General features: G+C 41.4%; 19 protein-coding genes. All 19 read left to right on the forward strand.

The annotated features are described in order from the left end of the window. The 19 genes from fliJ to cheB are packed head-to-tail and all read left to right on the forward strand — an operon-like array spanning position 1 to position 15,608. A complete protein-coding gene (gene fliJ, locus Q3W56_RS00785; RefSeq protein ID WP_003220866.1) occupies positions 1–444 on the forward strand; it encodes a flagellar export protein FliJ in 444 nt (147 codons plus the stop codon). Between the two features lie 11 nt (positions 445–455). Next, the gene (locus Q3W56_RS00790; protein ID WP_302894170.1) at positions 456–1,070 is read left to right on the forward strand and encodes a MotE family protein; all 615 of its coding nucleotides are present in this window, start codon (positions 456–458) and stop codon (positions 1,068–1,070) included. Positions 1,071–1,082: 12 nt separating this feature from the next. Next, complete coding sequence (locus Q3W56_RS00795; protein WP_302894171.1) at positions 1,083–2,534, forward strand: flagellar hook-length control protein FliK; 1,452 nt, start codon at positions 1,083–1,085, stop codon at positions 2,532–2,534. Further along, positions 2,531–2,956, forward strand: a complete 426-nt coding sequence (gene flgD, locus Q3W56_RS00800; protein ID WP_019714412.1) for a flagellar hook assembly protein FlgD — start codon at positions 2,531–2,533, stop codon at positions 2,954–2,956. The genes Q3W56_RS00795 and flgD overlap by 4 nt, the downstream gene beginning before the upstream one ends. A 21-nt stretch (positions 2,957–2,977) precedes the next feature. Beyond that, positions 2,978–3,772, forward strand: coding sequence for a flagellar basal body rod protein FlgG (gene flgG / locus Q3W56_RS00805; protein WP_302894172.1), 795 nt, complete (start codon positions 2,978–2,980; stop codon positions 3,770–3,772). Positions 3,773–3,811: 39 nt separating this feature from the next. Next, a complete protein-coding gene (gene swrD, locus Q3W56_RS00810) occupies positions 3,812–4,027 on the forward strand; it encodes a swarming motility protein SwrD (RefSeq protein ID WP_302894173.1) in 216 nt (71 codons plus the stop codon). Next, complete coding sequence (gene fliL / locus Q3W56_RS00815; RefSeq protein WP_302894174.1) at positions 4,024–4,449, forward strand: flagellar basal body-associated protein FliL; 426 nt, start codon at positions 4,024–4,026, stop codon at positions 4,447–4,449. The genes swrD and fliL overlap by 4 nt, the downstream gene beginning before the upstream one ends. A 33-nt stretch (positions 4,450–4,482) precedes the next feature. After that, positions 4,483–5,481 carry a flagellar motor switch protein FliM gene (gene fliM, locus Q3W56_RS00820; RefSeq protein ID WP_003220879.1) on the forward strand — a complete coding sequence of 333 codons (999 nt, stop codon included), beginning with the start codon at positions 4,483–4,485 and terminating at the stop codon, positions 5,479–5,481. Next, complete coding sequence (gene fliY, locus Q3W56_RS00825) at positions 5,471–6,610, forward strand: flagellar motor switch phosphatase FliY (RefSeq protein WP_302894175.1); 1,140 nt, start codon at positions 5,471–5,473, stop codon at positions 6,608–6,610. Before fliM ends, fliY begins: the two co-directional genes overlap by 11 nt. Positions 6,611–6,635: 25 nt before the next feature. Beyond that, complete coding sequence (cheY, locus tag Q3W56_RS00830) at positions 6,636–6,998, forward strand: chemotaxis protein CheY (RefSeq protein ID WP_003220882.1); 363 nt, start codon at positions 6,636–6,638, stop codon at positions 6,996–6,998. Positions 6,999–7,012: 14 nt separating this feature from the next. After that, positions 7,013–7,672 (forward strand): flagella biosynthesis regulatory protein FliZ, encoded by a 660-nt coding sequence (gene fliZ / locus Q3W56_RS00835; protein WP_302894176.1) that lies wholly within the window; start codon positions 7,013–7,015, stop codon positions 7,670–7,672. Further along, the gene (gene fliP / locus Q3W56_RS00840; RefSeq protein WP_003220886.1) at positions 7,665–8,330 is read left to right on the forward strand and encodes a flagellar type III secretion system pore protein FliP; all 666 of its coding nucleotides are present in this window, start codon (positions 7,665–7,667) and stop codon (positions 8,328–8,330) included. The genes fliZ and fliP overlap by 8 nt, the downstream gene beginning before the upstream one ends. 14 nt (positions 8,331–8,344) lie before the next feature. Beyond that, positions 8,345–8,614 (forward strand): flagellar biosynthesis protein FliQ, encoded by a 270-nt coding sequence (gene fliQ / locus Q3W56_RS00845; RefSeq protein ID WP_003220888.1) that lies wholly within the window; start codon positions 8,345–8,347, stop codon positions 8,612–8,614. Between the two features lie 7 nt (positions 8,615–8,621). Continuing rightward, on the forward strand, positions 8,622–9,404 hold the full coding sequence (gene fliR / locus Q3W56_RS00850) for a flagellar biosynthetic protein FliR (protein ID WP_268400208.1): 783 nt from the start codon (positions 8,622–8,624) through the stop codon (positions 9,402–9,404). Continuing rightward, a complete protein-coding gene (gene flhB, locus Q3W56_RS00855; protein WP_019714418.1) occupies positions 9,401–10,483 on the forward strand; it encodes a flagellar biosynthesis protein FlhB in 1,083 nt (360 codons plus the stop codon). Before fliR ends, flhB begins: the two co-directional genes overlap by 4 nt. A gap of 32 nt (positions 10,484–10,515) precedes the next feature. Continuing rightward, positions 10,516–12,549, forward strand: coding sequence for a flagellar biosynthesis protein FlhA (gene flhA, locus Q3W56_RS00860; protein ID WP_302894177.1), 2,034 nt, complete (start codon positions 10,516–10,518; stop codon positions 12,547–12,549). Beyond that, a complete protein-coding gene (flhF, locus tag Q3W56_RS00865; RefSeq protein WP_302894178.1) occupies positions 12,549–13,649 on the forward strand; it encodes a flagellar biosynthesis GTPase FlhF in 1,101 nt (366 codons plus the stop codon). The genes flhA and flhF overlap by 1 nt, the downstream gene beginning before the upstream one ends. After that, a complete protein-coding gene (flhG, locus tag Q3W56_RS00870; protein WP_302894179.1) occupies positions 13,640–14,536 on the forward strand; it encodes a flagellum location/number ATPase FlhG in 897 nt (298 codons plus the stop codon). The genes flhF and flhG overlap by 10 nt, the downstream gene beginning before the upstream one ends. Before the next feature lies 1 nt (position 14,537). Beyond that, entirely contained in the window at positions 14,538–15,608 is a 1,071-nt protein-coding gene (gene cheB, locus Q3W56_RS00875) for a protein-glutamate O-methylesterase CheB (RefSeq protein ID WP_302894180.1), read from the forward strand. Positions 15,609–15,613 lie beyond the last annotated feature (5 nt).

A 15,613-nucleotide genomic window follows, 5' to 3' on the forward strand; every position in this document is an offset into this window, starting at 1 on the left:
GTGGCTTATCAATTTAGATTCCAGAAGCTGCTGGAACTAAAAGAAAATGAGAAAGATCAATCCTTATCCGAATATCAGCAATCCGTTTCTGAATTTGAAAACGTTGCTGAGAAATTATATGAGAATATGAGCAAAAAGGAATTGCTTGAACAAGATAAGGAAAAGAAATTAAAAAGCGGTATGAGTGTACAAGAAATGAGGCATTACCAGCAATTTGTCTCAAATCTTGAAAATACAATTTATCACTATCAAAAGCTTGTTATTATGAAAAGAAATCAAATGAATCAAAAACAAGAAATTTTGACAGAGAAAAATATTGAAGTGAAAAAGTTTGAAAAAATGCGTGAAAAACAGTTTAAAATGTTTGCTATTGAAGACAAAGCTGCTGAGATGAAGGAAATGGATGATATTTCGATTAAGCAGTTTATGATTCAAGGCCATTAGGAGCGAATGTAATGTCCGGCAAAAAGAAAGAATCAGGTAAGTTCCGTTCGGTTTTGCTTATCATTATTCTCCCGCTGATGTTTCTTCTTATCACAGGGGGGATTGTTCTTTGGGCTGCTGGTGTCAATGTTATAAAGCCGATACAGGAAGCTGCGGCAAAAACGCCGGTTCTAAAAGAACTGGTTCCTGAAACCGAAAATAAAAAAGACACATCTTCAAGCAAGGATAGCAGTAATACGGCAGCTCTGGAAAAGACCATTAAGGATCAAAAAAGTGAAATCAGTATATTGAATAAAGATTTAGAAACGAGTAAATCAGAAATCGACAGGCTCAATCAAAAGATCCGTTCACTTGAAAAGACGGCGGAGGATCAAAAAAAGACAGCAGAAGATAAGACTGAAAATGCCTCAGGCTCGAATTCTTCTTCTGCAAATGACAAAGTGATCAGTGTATATAAAAGCATGGACAGCGGAAAGGCTGCTAAAATTATTGCCCAATTAAAGGAGGAAGAAGCGCTTAAAATATTGAATGGCCTAAGCAAAAAGCAGCTTGCTGACATATTGGCGAAAATGACTCCTGAGCAAGCAGCAACTTATACAGAAAAAATTGCTGCCAGCCAAGAGTAGGGGGAATTAACGGTGAAGCTGCTTGAATTTGCGGGACCTTTGCTGAAAACCACAGCGGGTACTGCGGCTAAAACTATGAAAAGCAACCAGGGAGTTTTTCAAAACTGGCTTATGTCTGAGGCTGGTTTGAAGGAACTCTCAGAACAAGGAAAGGGAACTCCTGCTTCCAGTGATCGGCTTTTAGCAGCTGCGCTTAAAAAAATCAGTGATTGGCTACATGCAAGTCATGAAGAACAAGACAAACAAAAAGCGGAACTTCTGCAAACACTAAGCAAACTAACAGGGAAGCAGTTGGATGAAACCGCTCAGCAAATGCTGAAGAATCTGTTGCAAGCAGTTGAATCAAAAATGTCCGGCGGAACGGATCAATTACTTGCAGAAGTGAAGAAAATCATTTCAGCAGGTAAAACGGCTCTGGCTGCCAATGATTCTGCTGCTGACATTAATGGAGAACTGAAGTTTGATACAGAAGAGAATGAAATATCTGAGAGTGCTAAAGAACTCGTCCTTATCCAGATGTTCATTAGTCAGCTGCTAGAAGGGAATAAGCTGTCTGACCGCGGAAATGGCAATGAAGCTCATGTCATTTATCAAAATGGAGATCAATTTCTTTCTGCATTAGAAAATAGGGGTGTATCTCAACAGCTGATTCAGGATCTTAAACAGCAAATATTCACTAAAGATGAGTCAAGCTCAAAACTTTATTCGATGACAGCGTCAGAGCTGAAAAGTTTTCAAAGCTTGTTGGAACAAATGTCTATGCTCACTCAAAAAGGGAGTAAAGAATGGAATTTAGCTGAAAGTCAGCTGAAAGCTTTCTTGTTATCGAAATCATCCAAATCATTGCAAGACTTTGAAAAGCGTGTCCTCGCACCGCTTTCGCAAAGTTTATCCAGCAAAGTTGCATCGGACGCATCTGGAGATAATCAGCCTGTAGATAGTAAATCAGGACTCCAAATGCTATATTCAGGGCACCGGGGCATAGGAGGAATTCAAGCACTTGATCTGCAGCAAATGTCATCTGATTTACCGACTCCCGAAACAAAAACAGTGGCTGATCAAGTGATCAATGCATGGAAGCAGATGAAATATACGCCATTCGGTAGATCGACGGGAAGCTTCACCATTCGGCTGAACCCTGAACATTTAGGATTTGTCACAATTAAGCTGACAAATGAAAATGGAATATTCCAGAGTAAAATCATTGCATCGAGCCAATCTGCAAAAGAGTTGCTCGAACAACATTTGCCTCAGCTGAAGCAATCATTGCCGAATATGGCCGTCCAAATTGACCGGTTTACTCTCCCAGTCCAAAGCGGAGATCAGCCGATATACGGCCAGCTTTCTGATGAACAGAAACAGCAGCAGGAGGGGCAGAGACAGGAAAGACAGAAAAAGCAATCAAACGAGTTTGGAGACTTGCTTGATGAAGTGTCAATGCTTGAATTGGAGGAAGAAGAATGACATCAATAAGCTCAGAATATAAATTGCCTGAAAAAACAAGCAGCACTGCCACTGCAAGCAACAGCAACCTGGGAAAAGACGAGTTTTTAAAAATATTAATGACTCAAGTTCAAAACCAAGATCCGCTTAATCCGGTTGATGACAAAGAATTTATCAGCCAGATGGCGACTTTTTCAAGCCTGGAACAGATGATGAATCTGAATACGACGATGACTAAATTCGTTGAAAACCAAGATCCGTTTACAACTTATGTTGATTGGATAGGAAAAGAAGTATCTTGGACTGATGGTAAAAGTGCAACAGATAAAACGGGTACAGTAAGTTCTGTTAAACATTCTAAAGGAAATTATTATCTCGTTCTTGATGATGGGACCGAGATCAGCCCGGCGAATGTCATGTCTGTGGGACAATCTTATAAATAAAAACACCTGGAGGAGTATATTATGTTACGTTCACTTTATTCTGGAATCAGCGGTATGAAAAACTTTCAAACAAAACTTGATGTTATCGGCAATAATATTGCCAACGTAAATACAGTGGGATTCAAAAAGAGCCGGGTTACCTTTAAAGATATGGTAAGTCAAACGATTGCCGGCGGTTCTGCTGCTGGTGCGACAATCGGGGGAACTAACTCTAAGCAGATCGGTTTAGGTTCATCATCTGGCACAATTGATACCATCCATTCAACAAGCGCAACACAAAGCACAGGAAGAACGCTTGATTTAGCGATTGACGGCGACGGTTATTTTCAAATCGATACAGGTGATGGAACGGCTTACACAAGAGCCGGAAACTTCTATTTAGATAATACCGGAACATTGGTGACTGGTGATGGCTACCATGTGTTAAATATGACGGGAGGAACAATAAATATTCCTCTAGATGCTCAAAGCTTTAGTATCGGATCTGATGGAAAAGTGTCAATTGTTGATGCTGGCGGTAAACCGCAAGATGGCGGACAGATCGGGATTGTTACTTTTGCAAACAGTGACGGGTTAGATAAAATCGGAAGCAACTTGTATCGTGAATCTTTGAACTCTGGAACTGCTAGTGCAGCTAATCAGCCTGGTGACGGCGGTACAGGTGCCTTGAAGTCAGGATTTCTAGAAATGTCTAACGTTGATTTAACTGATGAGTTTACTGAAATGATTGTTGCTCAGCGCGGGTTCCAATCAAACTCCAAGATTATTACAACATCGGATGAAATCCTTCAAGAGCTGGTTAACCTTAAACGTTAAGGAGGGAGGAGAGGCGAGTAATCGCTTCTCCGCTGTTTTATGATTAAAGTAACCCGTTTAAATGGGCAGCCCTTTACACTGAATGCGCTATTTATTGAACAGATTGAATGCTTTCCGGATACTACAATCACTCTGTCAAACGGTAAAAAGTTTGTAGTAAAAGAAGATGAAGAAGCTGTTCTGGGAAAGATCGCATCTTTCTACCGAAAAATACAAATATTTTCAATGGATCAAGGAATAGAGGAACCGGAATGAAGAAAAAACTAATGATCATTTTACTAATTATTCTTATCGTAATTGGTGCTCTTGGGGCGGCGGCTTATTTTGTTTTAGGCGGAAAGCCCGGAGAAAAAAGTGAAGCAAAAAAAAGTATTGATGAAATCGTTGCATCTACTGTTGAAATAGAAGAGATCACAACAAATTTAAAGTCTGATAACATTATCCGGCTTGCTATTAAACTTGAAACTGACTCTGATAAATCAAAAGAAGAACTTGAAAAACGTGATTTTCAAGTGAAGGACGCTGTCATATCACAGCTGGCTGATACGAAAGCTAATGAGATTGAGGGAGACAAGGGAAAAGAAGCCTTTAAGAAGGAACTAAAAGAAAAATTAAATAGCTACCTCCAAGAAGGAAAAGTAGAAAAAGTGTATATTACCTCCTTTAATCTGCAATAAACAATAATTTGACAGAATACGGAGGTGAGGAAAATGTCTGGAGAAGTTCTCTCCCAAAATGAAATAGATGCGCTGCTTTCTGCCATATCAACCGGTGAAATGGACGCTGAAGAGCTGAAAAAAGAAGAAAAAGAAAAGAAAGTGAAAGTTTATGATTTCAAACGTGCGCTGCGGTTTTCCAAGGATCAGATCCGCAGTCTAACGAGAATTCATGACAATTTTGCAAGACTTCTTACTACTCACTTTTCTGCTCAGCTCAGGACCTATATTCACATATCTGTCAGCTCTGTTGACCAGGTCCCTTATGAGGAATTTATCAGATCCATCCCAAACATGACGATTTTGAATCTGTTTGACGTCCATCCGATGGAAGGCAGAATTATGATGGAGGTTAACCCGACAATTGCATATACGATGATGGATCGGGTAATGGGCGGAATTGGAATCAGTCATAATAAGGTTGACAGTTTGACAGAAATTGAAACAAAAATCATTTCTAATTTATTTGAAAATGCACTGGGAAATTATAAAGAAGCTTGGCAGTCAATTGCTGATATTGAACCGGAGATGACTGAGTTTGAAGTGAATCCGCAATTCGTTCAGATGGTATCTCCTAATGAAACAGTCGTGGTGATCTCACTCAATACCCAAATCGGTGAAATCAGCGGTGTCATAAATCTCTGTATCCCGCATATCGTCCTCGAGCCGCTCATACCGAAGCTTTCAGTCCACTATTGGATGCAATCAGATAGAAATGAGCCAAAGCCTGAGGAAACAAAGTCGCTTGAAAAACGTATCATGACAGCACAAATACCTGTCGTGGCCGAGCTCGGCACATCTGAACTGACAATAGAAGAGTTTTTAAGTTTAGAAGTCGGAGACTGCATAACTTTGGACAAATCAGTCACGGATCCTCTTACTGTATTGGTCGGAGATAAGCCGAAATTTTTAGGACAAGCCGGCCGGGTGAATCGAAAACAGGCAGTGCAAATTTTAGATCACGACATAAGAGGTGAACAAGATGGAGAATAATAGATTATCTCAAGATGAGATTGACGCGCTTCTTAACGGCACAGGCAGCACGCTGGATGAGCCAGAGGTTCCGGAAGTACATGACTTATCGGAAATGGAGCGTGATGCGATCGGTGAAATCGGAAATATTTCATTCGGCAGTTCTGCGACAGCACTATCAACGCTTTTAAATCAAAAGGTCGATATTACGACTCCGAGCGTAACTGTCATTCCTAAAAGTAAAATCAGCGATGCGTTTCCTGAACCGTATGTAGCGATTGAAGTAAATTATACGGAGGGCTTCAGCGGCAGCAACCTGCTGGTCGTGGAACAAAATGACGCGGCAATCATTGCTGACTTAATGATTGGGGGAGACGGAAAAGGCGCCGACCCTTCACTGGGTGAAATCCATTTAAGTGCGGTTCAAGAAGCGATGAACCAAATGATGGGATCGGCAGCTACATCAATGTCTACTGTATTCAGTAAAAAAATTGATATTTCACCGCCTCGGGTTGAATTGCTCGATGTCACTGAAGAAAAGGGAACTGACCGTATTCCGGATGATGAAATGCTGGTGAAAGTTTCTTTCAATTTAAAAGTTGGAGAATTAATAGACTCCAGTATTATGCAGCTTTACCCGCTGACATTTGCGAAAGATTTAATTTCAAGCCTTATGAATACAGGAAATGCAGAGGAAGATACAATACCGCCTCCTGATGTTACATATGAGCAGCCGAAAGAGCCTGTGACGCCAGAGCCGCGTATTGAACCACAGCAGCAACAGCAGCTGCCGCCAAAAAGGCAAGGAACACCGAAAAAAGCAGCCCCAGTTCAGGTTTCACCGGTTGAATTTTCCGCGTTTGATCCAAACGAGGCTTCGCAAGCTCCTATTAACAATCTGGATATGCTTTTGGATATCCCGCTTTCGATTACTGTTGAGCTTGGCAGAACGAAGAGAAGCGTAAAAGAAATTTTGGAGCTTTCTGCCGGAAGTATTATTGAGCTTGATAAATTAGCGGGTGAGCCGGTAGATATATTAGTTAATCAGCGTATCGTTGCCAAAGGCGAGGTCGTTGTCATTGAAGAAAACTTCGGAGTAAGAGTCACTGACATTTTAAGCCAGGCAGAGCGCATTAATAATTTAAAATAACGAAACACAAGGAGAGAGATAGATTATGGCACACAGAATTTTAATTGTAGACGACGCAGCATTTATGCGAATGATGATTAAAGATATTTTGGTGAAAAACGGTTTTGAAGTAGTAGCGGAAGCTGAAAATGGAGCACAGGCAGTAGAAAAATATAAAGAGCATTCCCCTGACCTCGTTACTATGGATATTACAATGCCAGAAATGGACGGTATTTCAGCATTAAAAGAAATTAAACAGATTGATGCACAGGCAAGAATCATTATGTGTTCGGCTATGGGACAGCAATCAATGGTTATCGATGCTATTCAGGCAGGCGCCAAGGATTTTATCGTAAAACCTTTCCAGGCAGACCGTGTGCTTGAAGCAATCAACAAAACATTAAGTTAAAGGGTGTACGACTGTTGAAAAAGAGTCAATATTTCATTGCTTTTATTAGTTTTTTCATTTTATTCAGTGTACATCCGATTGCTGCTGCCGCGGCAGACTCTGATAATTCAACTGTAAACGAATGGTTTCAAAAGAAAGATGAAAAAACTGCAGATAAGTCAGAGCAAAAGGAAGAAAAAACAACACAAATTGCTGATGAGACGGAGGGAGCGGCTGCTCCTTCTGTCTCAGCTTTTGATTTTGTGAAAATGATTTTCGCTTTACTGTTTGTTATCGTGCTGATTTACGGTCTGGTTAAGCTCATGAACAAAAGAAATCGGCTTCTAAAGCCTTTTCAATATGTTGAAAATATTGGCGGCACACCGGTCGGCCAAAACAGATCCATCCAATTGATTAAAGTCGGAAAAAGCGTGCTCGTCGTCGGAGTAGGAGAGACGATCCAGCTGTTAAAAGAAATTGAGGATGAAACAGAGATTGAAGTGATTCTCAGCCAGCATGAAGAGGCAATGTCAAGCAAAATAGAGTGGCAAAAGTTTGTGAAGCCGCTTAAGGGCTCTGAACAACAGCCGCAGCAAAAGATGCCTTCATTTTCAAAAGCATTAAAAGAGCAGCTTGAAGAGTTAAAACAAAACCGTTCTGAAGGAAAGAAGAAAGGCCCACGTCATCATGAATGAGTTTATAAATATTTTTAGTTCAAGCGATCCGGAAAACGTAAGTTCAACTGTTAAATTATTATTATTGTTAACTGTATTTTCAGTGGCGCCTGGAATATTGATTCTTATGACTTGTTTTACTCGCATCGTCATTGTTCTGTCATTTGTCAGGACTTCACTGGCGACGCAATCTATGCCGCCAAACCAGGTTCTTATCGGACTTGCGCTGTTTTTAACGTTCTTTATTATGGCTCCTACTTTTTCAGAGATTAATAAAGAAGCGCTGACCCCATTGATGGACAACAAAATCAGCTTGGACGAAGCGTATTCGAAAGCTGAGGAACCGATTAAAGAATTTATGAGTAAACACACAAGGCAGAAGGATCTGGCGCTGTTTATGAATTACGCGAAAATGGATAAACCCGAATCATTAAAAGATATTCCGCTAACAACAATGGTTCCCGCTTTTGCCATATCGGAGCTCAAAACAGCGTTTCAAATAGGTTTTATGATTTTTATCCCATTTTTAATTATAGATATGGTAGTGGCGAGTGTCTTAATGTCTATGGGAATGATGATGCTCCCTCCAGTTATGATTTCTCTGCCCTTTAAAATATTACTTTTTGTTTTAGTAGACGGCTGGTATTTAATTGTGAAATCTTTGCTTCAGAGCTTTTAGGGTAGGTGCTAAACGTGAGTTCAGAATTTGTAATTTCTATGGCGGAAAAAGCCGTATACGTAACGCTGATGATCAGCGGGCCATTATTGGCTATCGCTTTACTGGTCGGTTTAATCGTCAGCATATTTCAGGCGACAACTCAAATCCAGGAACAGACTTTGGCGTTTATTCCGAAAATCGTGGCGGTTCTTCTGGCCCTGATTTTTTTTGGTCCATGGATGCTGTCCACCATTCTTTCATTTACAACAGAGCTGTTTTCTAATTTAAACCGTTTTGCAGGGTAATGTAGAGATGAATTCAATTATTGACTTATTTCCTGCTTTTTTATTGGTTTTTATTAGAATCTCTGCTTTTTTTGTAACGATTCCGCTTTTCGGACACCGAAATGTTCCAGCAGTTCATCGTATTGGATTTGCTTTTTTTCTCGCGGTCATTTGTTTCAGCACCATTGATAAACCTCCCTCTTTGGAGATAGATGGGCAGTATATGCTCTTGACGTTTAAAGAAGCTTTGGTTGGCCTCTGTCTAGGCTTAATTGCTTATATGATGATTGCTGCAGTACAGATTGCCGGCTCGTTTATTGATTTTCAAATGGGATTTTCAATTGCGAACGTTATTGATCCTCAAACAGGTGCACAAAGTCCGTTAATCGGCCAGTTTATCTATACGATGGCACTTTTGTTTATGCTGAGTGTCAATGCCCATCATTTACTACTGGACGGTATTTACTACAGCTTTCAGTATATTTCAGTTGATCAGGCATTTCCGAATTTCGGCGATGAAAAGTTTGCTTATTTTATCGCAAAAAGCTTTAATGCGATGTTTATTATTGCTTTTCAAATGTCAGCGCCGGTTGTCGCTAGTTTGTTTCTTGTTGATTTAGCATTAGGTATCGTGGCTCGATCTGTTCCGCAATTAAATGTATTTGTGGTCGGTCTGCCTTTAAAGATCGCTATCAGTTTCATCATGCTCATTGTGTGTATGTCTGTTATGTTCGTCGTTGTGCGGAATGTCTTCAGTTTAACGATTGAAACGATGCGGAATCTTTTAGCATTGGTTGGTGTTTCTTCATGAACCTTAGAATTGACCTGCAGTTTTTTGCGGGAGAGAAGACAGAGAAAGCTACTCCGAAAAAACGGAAGGATACGCGAAAAAAAGGACAGGTTGCCAAAAGCGCAGATGTCAATACGGCCGTTTCGTTATTAGTGATATTCCTTTCGCTCATTGCGATTGGTCCGTTTATGAGGGACAGGCTGCTGTCATTTTTAGAAACATTTTATACCGAGTCGCTCACAATGAAGCTCTCAGAATCAAATGTTCATACACTGTTTATCAGCTTATTAAAGGATACTGCCTTTGTGCTTGCACCTATTATGCTTGTCGCTCTTGTCGCAGGGGTCGTCAGCAACTATATGCAGGTTGGGTTCTTGTTTTCTGCTGAAGTGATAAAGCCCAAGCTTGAAAAGCTGGACCCGATCAAAGGCTTTAAACGAATATACAGTATGAGGGCGATTGTAGAGCTAATTAAATCCATATTGAAAATCACTGTTGTCGGTTTTGCGGCTTTTGCTGTGCTTTGGCTGCACTATGGAGAAATTCTCCGGCTCCCGCTCCTGACACCCGAAGAGGCACTTTCTTTTGTTTCAAAACTCACCTTGTGGATGGGGCTGAGCGGTGCAGGGGCTTTGTTGATACTTGCTGGTCTCGACTATTTATATCAGAGATTTGACTATGAGAAAAATATCAAAATGTCAAAGCAGGATATAAAAGATGAGTACAAAAAATCTGAAGGAGACCCGATTATCAAGTCTAAAATTAAACAAAGACAGCGGGAAATGGCAATGAGGCGGATGATGCAAGAAGTTCCCAAAGCTGATGTCATTATCACAAACCCGACCCACTATGCGATTGCCCTGAAATATGATGAAGAAAAAATGGACGCTCCTTATATTGTTGCAAAAGGTGTCGACCATCTGGCGTTAAAAATCAGGAAAATTGCTAAAGAGCATGATGTCATGATGGTGGAAAACAGACCGCTTGCCCGTGCGTTATATGACCAGGTAGAAATTGACCAGGCAGTGCCGGAAGAATTTTTTAAAGTCTTGGCAGAAATTCTGGCTTACGTATATAAAACAAAACAAAAAGTATATTGAATTTTTCGATTTAGAAGGAGAGAAAAAACAGCATGTCAACAAGAGATTTATCCGTTTTAATAAGTGTTGTCCTCATTGTGGCGATGCTGGTGATTCCATTTCCTCCATGGCTGTTAAGTATTTTAATCATTGTTAATATTTCTCTTGCATTGATCGTGCTTCTTACCACAATGAATATGCAAGAAGCGCTTCAGTTTTCGATTTTCCCGTCACTGTTGCTGCTTTTAACCTTATTTCGTTTGGGCTTGAACGTATCAACTACCCGTTCTATTCTTTCACATGGTGAAGGAGGAAAAGTCGTCGAGACTTTCGGAAATTTCGTTGTCGGCGGAAATGTATTAGTTGGACTCGTTGTATTTATCATCCTCATTATTATTCAGTTTATCGTCATTACGAAAGGCGCTGAACGTGTTTCCGAGGTTGCAGCAAGGTTTACGCTGGACGCAATGCCAGGGAAGCAGATGAGTATTGATGCTGACTTAAACGCAGGGATGATTACCGAACAGGAAGCGAAGCACCGCCGCGAAAAAGTGGCAAGAGAAGCAGACTTTTATGGAGCAATGGACGGTGCCAGTAAATTTGTAAAAGGTGACGCAATAGCCGGGATCATCATTGTGATAATCAATATTCTTTTTGGTATCGTGATCGGAATGCTTCAGCAGGGGATGTCCATTCAAGAGGCCGCTTCACAATTTACGATGCTGACTGTAGGGGATGGAATTGTTTCGCAAATTCCGGCGCTGTTAATTTCTACAGCTACGGGTATTGTCGTGACAAGAGCTGCCTCTGAAGGAAACTTAGGGCATGACATTACAGGTCAGCTGTTTGCTTATCCAAAGCTTTTATACGTCGCAGCATCTACAATTTTGCTTCTTGGTATTTTCACTCCGATTGGCATTTTTCTGACGGGTCCGCTTGCAGGGCTACTTGCTTTCGGCGCTTATATGCTATCTAAATCAGGTAAGGAAAAAGAAGAAGTGGAAGAGATTCTCGAGGAAGAGGCTGAGGTTGACGATCTTAAAAGCCCTGAAAGCGTTGTTCAGCTTCTGCACATCGATCCAATAGAATTTGAGTTTGGGTATGGTTTGATACCTCTTGCTGATGCCAATCAAGGCGGTGATCTATTAGACCGAATTGTCATGATACGCCGTCAGTTGGCTCTGGAACTCGGGCTTGTCATTCCTGTCGTGCGCATCAGAGACAATATAGCGTTGCAGCCTAATGAATACCGATTGAAAATTAAAGGTAACGAAGTAGCAAAAGGCGAGCTGTTGCTTGATCATTATTTAGCGATGTCGCCTACACCTGAAGACGATCTCATTGAAGGGATTGAAACAGTGGAACCGTCATTCGGACTGCCGGCAAAATGGATTAGCGAATCGGTAAAAGATGAAGCTGACATGCTTGGTTATACAGTTGTCGATCCTGCTTCAGTCGTTTCGACCCATATTACGGAGAAAATTAAGCAGTATGCCCACGAATTGATCGGAAGACAGGAGACGAAACAGCTTATTGACCACTTGAAAGAAACGTATCCAGTCCTTGTGGAAGAGGTTACGCCAAATCCGTTGTCTGTCGGTGATATTCAAAAGGTGCTGGCTAAGCTTTTAAAAGAAAAAGTTTCAATCCGAAACTTAGTAACGATTTTTGAAACCCTTGCCGACTATGGAAAATTAACAACAGATTCAGATCTTTTGACCGAGTATACAAGACAGGCATTGGCTAAACAAATTACAGCCCAGTTTGCCAGAGAAAACGAAGTATTGAAGGTTGTTACCTGTTCGGGGCGTGTAGAAAAGGCAATTGCAGATGGTGTGCAGCAAACGGAACACGGGAATTATTTGTCGCTTGAACCAGATGTTTCAGAAAGTATTGTGCGCTCTGTTGCTAAAGAAGCCGAACAGCTCTCATTACGTCAGGAAACTGCGATTCTTCTCTGCTCGCCGCCTGTCAGAATGTATGTGAAACAGCTTCTGGAACGATACTTCCCTGATCTTCCGGTACTTTCTTATAACGAATTAGAGGCGAATGTTGAGGTACAAAGCATTGGAGTGGTGGATATTTAATGAAAATAAAAAAATTTACTGCTGCTTCAATGCAAGAAGCGGCACTTCTCATTAGAAAAGAGTTAGGTAATGAAGCGGTCATATTAAATTCGAAAAAAATTAAAAAGCGAAAATGGTTCGGGCTCATCAACAAGCCTGCTGTTGAAGTCATTGCCGTATTGGATCAGGGCTTTCTTGAGAATAAAACGCTCCAGAAAGCAGATGAGCCGAAACAAACATTAAAAACTCCTCTCAGCAGTCCGGAAAAAGAGGAGAGGACATATCCCGCTCAAATTCCGTCACAACATGAGCCCGCTGATTTTTCAGCTTATCAATCTGTACTTCCTGAGCCGCTGCGAAAAGCAGAAAAGCTTCTGCAAGAAACGGGGATTAAAGAGTCGACCAAGACGAGCGCGCTGAAAAAATTGCTTCGCTGCTCTGTGGAAGCGGGAGGTCTGACGGAAGAAAACGTGGTCGATAAACTTCAGGATATACTATGCGATACGCTGCCCTCAGCAGACAAGTGGCAGGAGCCTATACACTCAAAGTATATCGTGCTGTTTGGTTCAACAGGGGCTGGAAAAACAACAACGCTGGCTAAGCTCGCAGCCATATCTATGCTTGAAAAACAGAAAAAAATCGCTTTTATTACAACAGATACGTATCGGATAGCAGCTGTTGAACAGTTGAAAACATACGCTGAACTGCTGCAGGCTCCTCTGGAAGTTTGCTATACAAAAGAAGAATTCCAGCAGGCGAAGGAGTTATTTTCTGAGTATGATCATGTGTTTATTGATACAGCCGGAAGAAACTTCAAGGAGCAGCAATACATTGATGAATTGAAAGAAACGATTCCTTTTGAGAGCAGCATTCAATCATTTCTCGTTTTATCCGCGACTGCAAAATATGAGGATATAAAGCATATTGTCAAACGGTTTTCATCCGTCCCTGTCAATCAGTTTATTTTTACGAAAATAGATGAGACTACTTCCTTAGGTTCTGTATTTAATATACTGGCAGAATCAAAAATAGGGGCCGGGTTTATCACGAATGGCCAGAATGTGCCGGAGGATATACAGACTGTATCTCCGCTTGATTTTGTAAGGATGCTGTGCAGATGAACAGATTTGACCAAGCAGCAACTTTACGGGCGAAAATGGAAAAGCGTCAGCGTGTTCTGCCAATGGTTTATTCACAGAAAGCGAAGACACTTGCTGTCATCAGCGGCAAGGGCGGTGTCGGCAAATCCAATATTACTTTAAACATGGCCCTTGCGCTGCAGGATAAAGGTAAGAAGGTACTGCTTATTGATCTTGATATTGGGATGGGGAACATTGATATATTAATGGGAACCTCATCGTCCGCGACAATTATCGATGTATTAACCGATCGAAAGCCTTTGATGCAGTCATTATCCAATGGACCAAAGGGTTTGCGGTATATACCAGGGGGAACCGGTCTGGATGTAATGTTTCAGCTGGACCAGAGAACATGGGCATTTTTTGCTAATGAGCTTTCTCATGCGTTAAGCCAGTTCGATTATGTGCTGTTTGACATGGGAGCGGGCTTATCAAAAGATCAGCTGCCTTTTATTTTATCGGCAGAAGATATTTTGATCATAACAACTCCCGAACCGACGGCCATCATGGACGCATACAGCGCTGTCAAGCACTTGGTTTTGACAGAAAATAAACTTTCCATGAAGGTGGCTGTCAATCGGTGCCGTGATCAAAAGGAAGGGCTAGACGCTTTTACCCGCCTTTCCCGCACGATTCGTATGTTTTTAGATGCTCAGGTTCAGTTTGCCGGTTCCGTTTCTGACGATGCGATCGTGAGCAAAGCAGTTGTCGAACAGGTTCCTTTTTTCATAAAAAGTCCTCAGGCAAAAGCCAGCCGGTCAGTCCGTCTTTTAGCTGACGCCTTGTTTGAAAGAGAAGAAACAAGACAAAAAGAAGACAAACAGACATTTATTGAGAAATTATCTTCTTTTTTAATGAGGAGGGCTTAATTTGATTCGTGTGCTTGTAGTTGATGATTCAGCTTTCATGAGAAAAATGATAAGTGATTTTTTAACCGAGGAAAAGCAGATAGAGGTAATCGGAACTGCGAGAAACGGAGAAGAAGCGCTTAAGAAGATTGAATTACTGAAGCCGGATGTTATTACTCTTGATGTTGAAATGCCGGTTATGAACGGGACAGACACACTGCGAAACATTATTGAGATTTATAACTTGCCGGTCATCATGGTGTCAAGCCAGACAGAGAAAGGTAAAGAGTGCACTATTAATTGTTTAGAGATCGGCGCCTTTGACTTTATCACAAAACCATCAGGCTCCATATCTCTGGATTTGTACAAAATTAAAGAACAATTAGTTGAACGTGTCATCGCGGCTGGGCTTTCCGGCAAGCGGAAACAGCCTGTTTCACAGGCAGTTCGGCCTGAACCTATAGTGCGTGCTGTAAAGCCTGAATTAAGCAAGCCGAACCCCGGCACAGGCAGACAAATTGTATGTATCGGCACTTCAACAGGCGGTCCAAGAGCGTTACAAAAGGTGATACCGAAGCTCCCTAAGGATTTAAGCGCACCAGTGGTTGTTGTTCAGCACATGCCTGAAGGTTTTACTGCTTCATTGGCTGAGCGGCTGAATCATTTATCTGACATTCAAGTTAAAGAAGCAAAAGATGGTGAAACAGCTCTTAACGGCTGTGTTTACATAGCACCGGGAGGCAAAAACATATCCGTTATCAAAAACAGCGCAGGACTCCAGATCGTGCTTGATAATCTCGATACGCCAAGCCGTCATAAACCATCAGCTGATCATTTATTCCGTTCTGTCGGAAAACTGGCAGACTATGAAAAAGTAGCGGTTATCATGACCGGAATGGGAAGTGACGGCACTGCCGGCTTAAGAGATATGCTTACGGCCGGCAATGTGAAAGCCATCGCGGAGTCTGAAGAATCTTGTGTCGTATATGGGATGCCGAAAGCAGCTGTTAAAGCGGGGCTCATCCATGAGATTAAACATGTGGAAGATATCGCAGCATCCATCACAAGCTGTGTGAAAAAAGAGAGGGTGTGATTCAA

Source organism: Bacillus sp. C28GYM-DRY-1 (assembly GCF_030519405.1).
GTDB classification, from domain to species: Bacteria; Bacillota; Bacilli; order Bacillales; family Bacillaceae; genus Bacillus; species Bacillus spizizenii_A.

Bases quoted from the DNA above. Each gene is read 5' to 3' on its own strand.
- Q3W56_RS00790 (WP_302894170.1), top strand. From the start codon at position 456: ATGTCCGGCAAAAAGAAAGAATCAGGTAAGTTCCGTTCGGTTTTGCTT.
- fliP (WP_003220886.1), top strand. From the start codon at position 7,665: ATGAATGAGTTTATAAATATTTTTAGTTCAAGCGATCCGGAAAACGTA.
- fliM (WP_003220879.1), top strand. From the start codon at position 4,483: ATGTCTGGAGAAGTTCTCTCCCAAAATGAAATAGATGCGCTGCTTTCT.
- flhF (WP_302894178.1), top strand. From the start codon at position 12,549: ATGAAAATAAAAAAATTTACTGCTGCTTCAATGCAAGAAGCGGCACTT.
- fliR (WP_268400208.1), top strand. From the start codon at position 8,622: ATGAATTCAATTATTGACTTATTTCCTGCTTTTTTATTGGTTTTTATT.
- cheY (WP_003220882.1), top strand. From the start codon at position 6,636: ATGGCACACAGAATTTTAATTGTAGACGACGCAGCATTTATGCGAATG.
- flgD (WP_019714412.1), top strand. From the start codon at position 2,531: ATGACATCAATAAGCTCAGAATATAAATTGCCTGAAAAAACAAGCAGC.
- flhB (WP_019714418.1), top strand. From the start codon at position 9,401: ATGAACCTTAGAATTGACCTGCAGTTTTTTGCGGGAGAGAAGACAGAG.
- fliY (WP_302894175.1), top strand. From the start codon at position 5,471: ATGGAGAATAATAGATTATCTCAAGATGAGATTGACGCGCTTCTTAAC.
- flgG (WP_302894172.1), top strand. From the start codon at position 2,978: ATGTTACGTTCACTTTATTCTGGAATCAGCGGTATGAAAAACTTTCAA.
- swrD (WP_302894173.1), top strand. From the start codon at position 3,812: ATGATTAAAGTAACCCGTTTAAATGGGCAGCCCTTTACACTGAATGCG.
- fliL (WP_302894174.1), top strand. From the start codon at position 4,024: ATGAAGAAAAAACTAATGATCATTTTACTAATTATTCTTATCGTAATT.
- flhA (WP_302894177.1), top strand. From the start codon at position 10,516: ATGTCAACAAGAGATTTATCCGTTTTAATAAGTGTTGTCCTCATTGTG.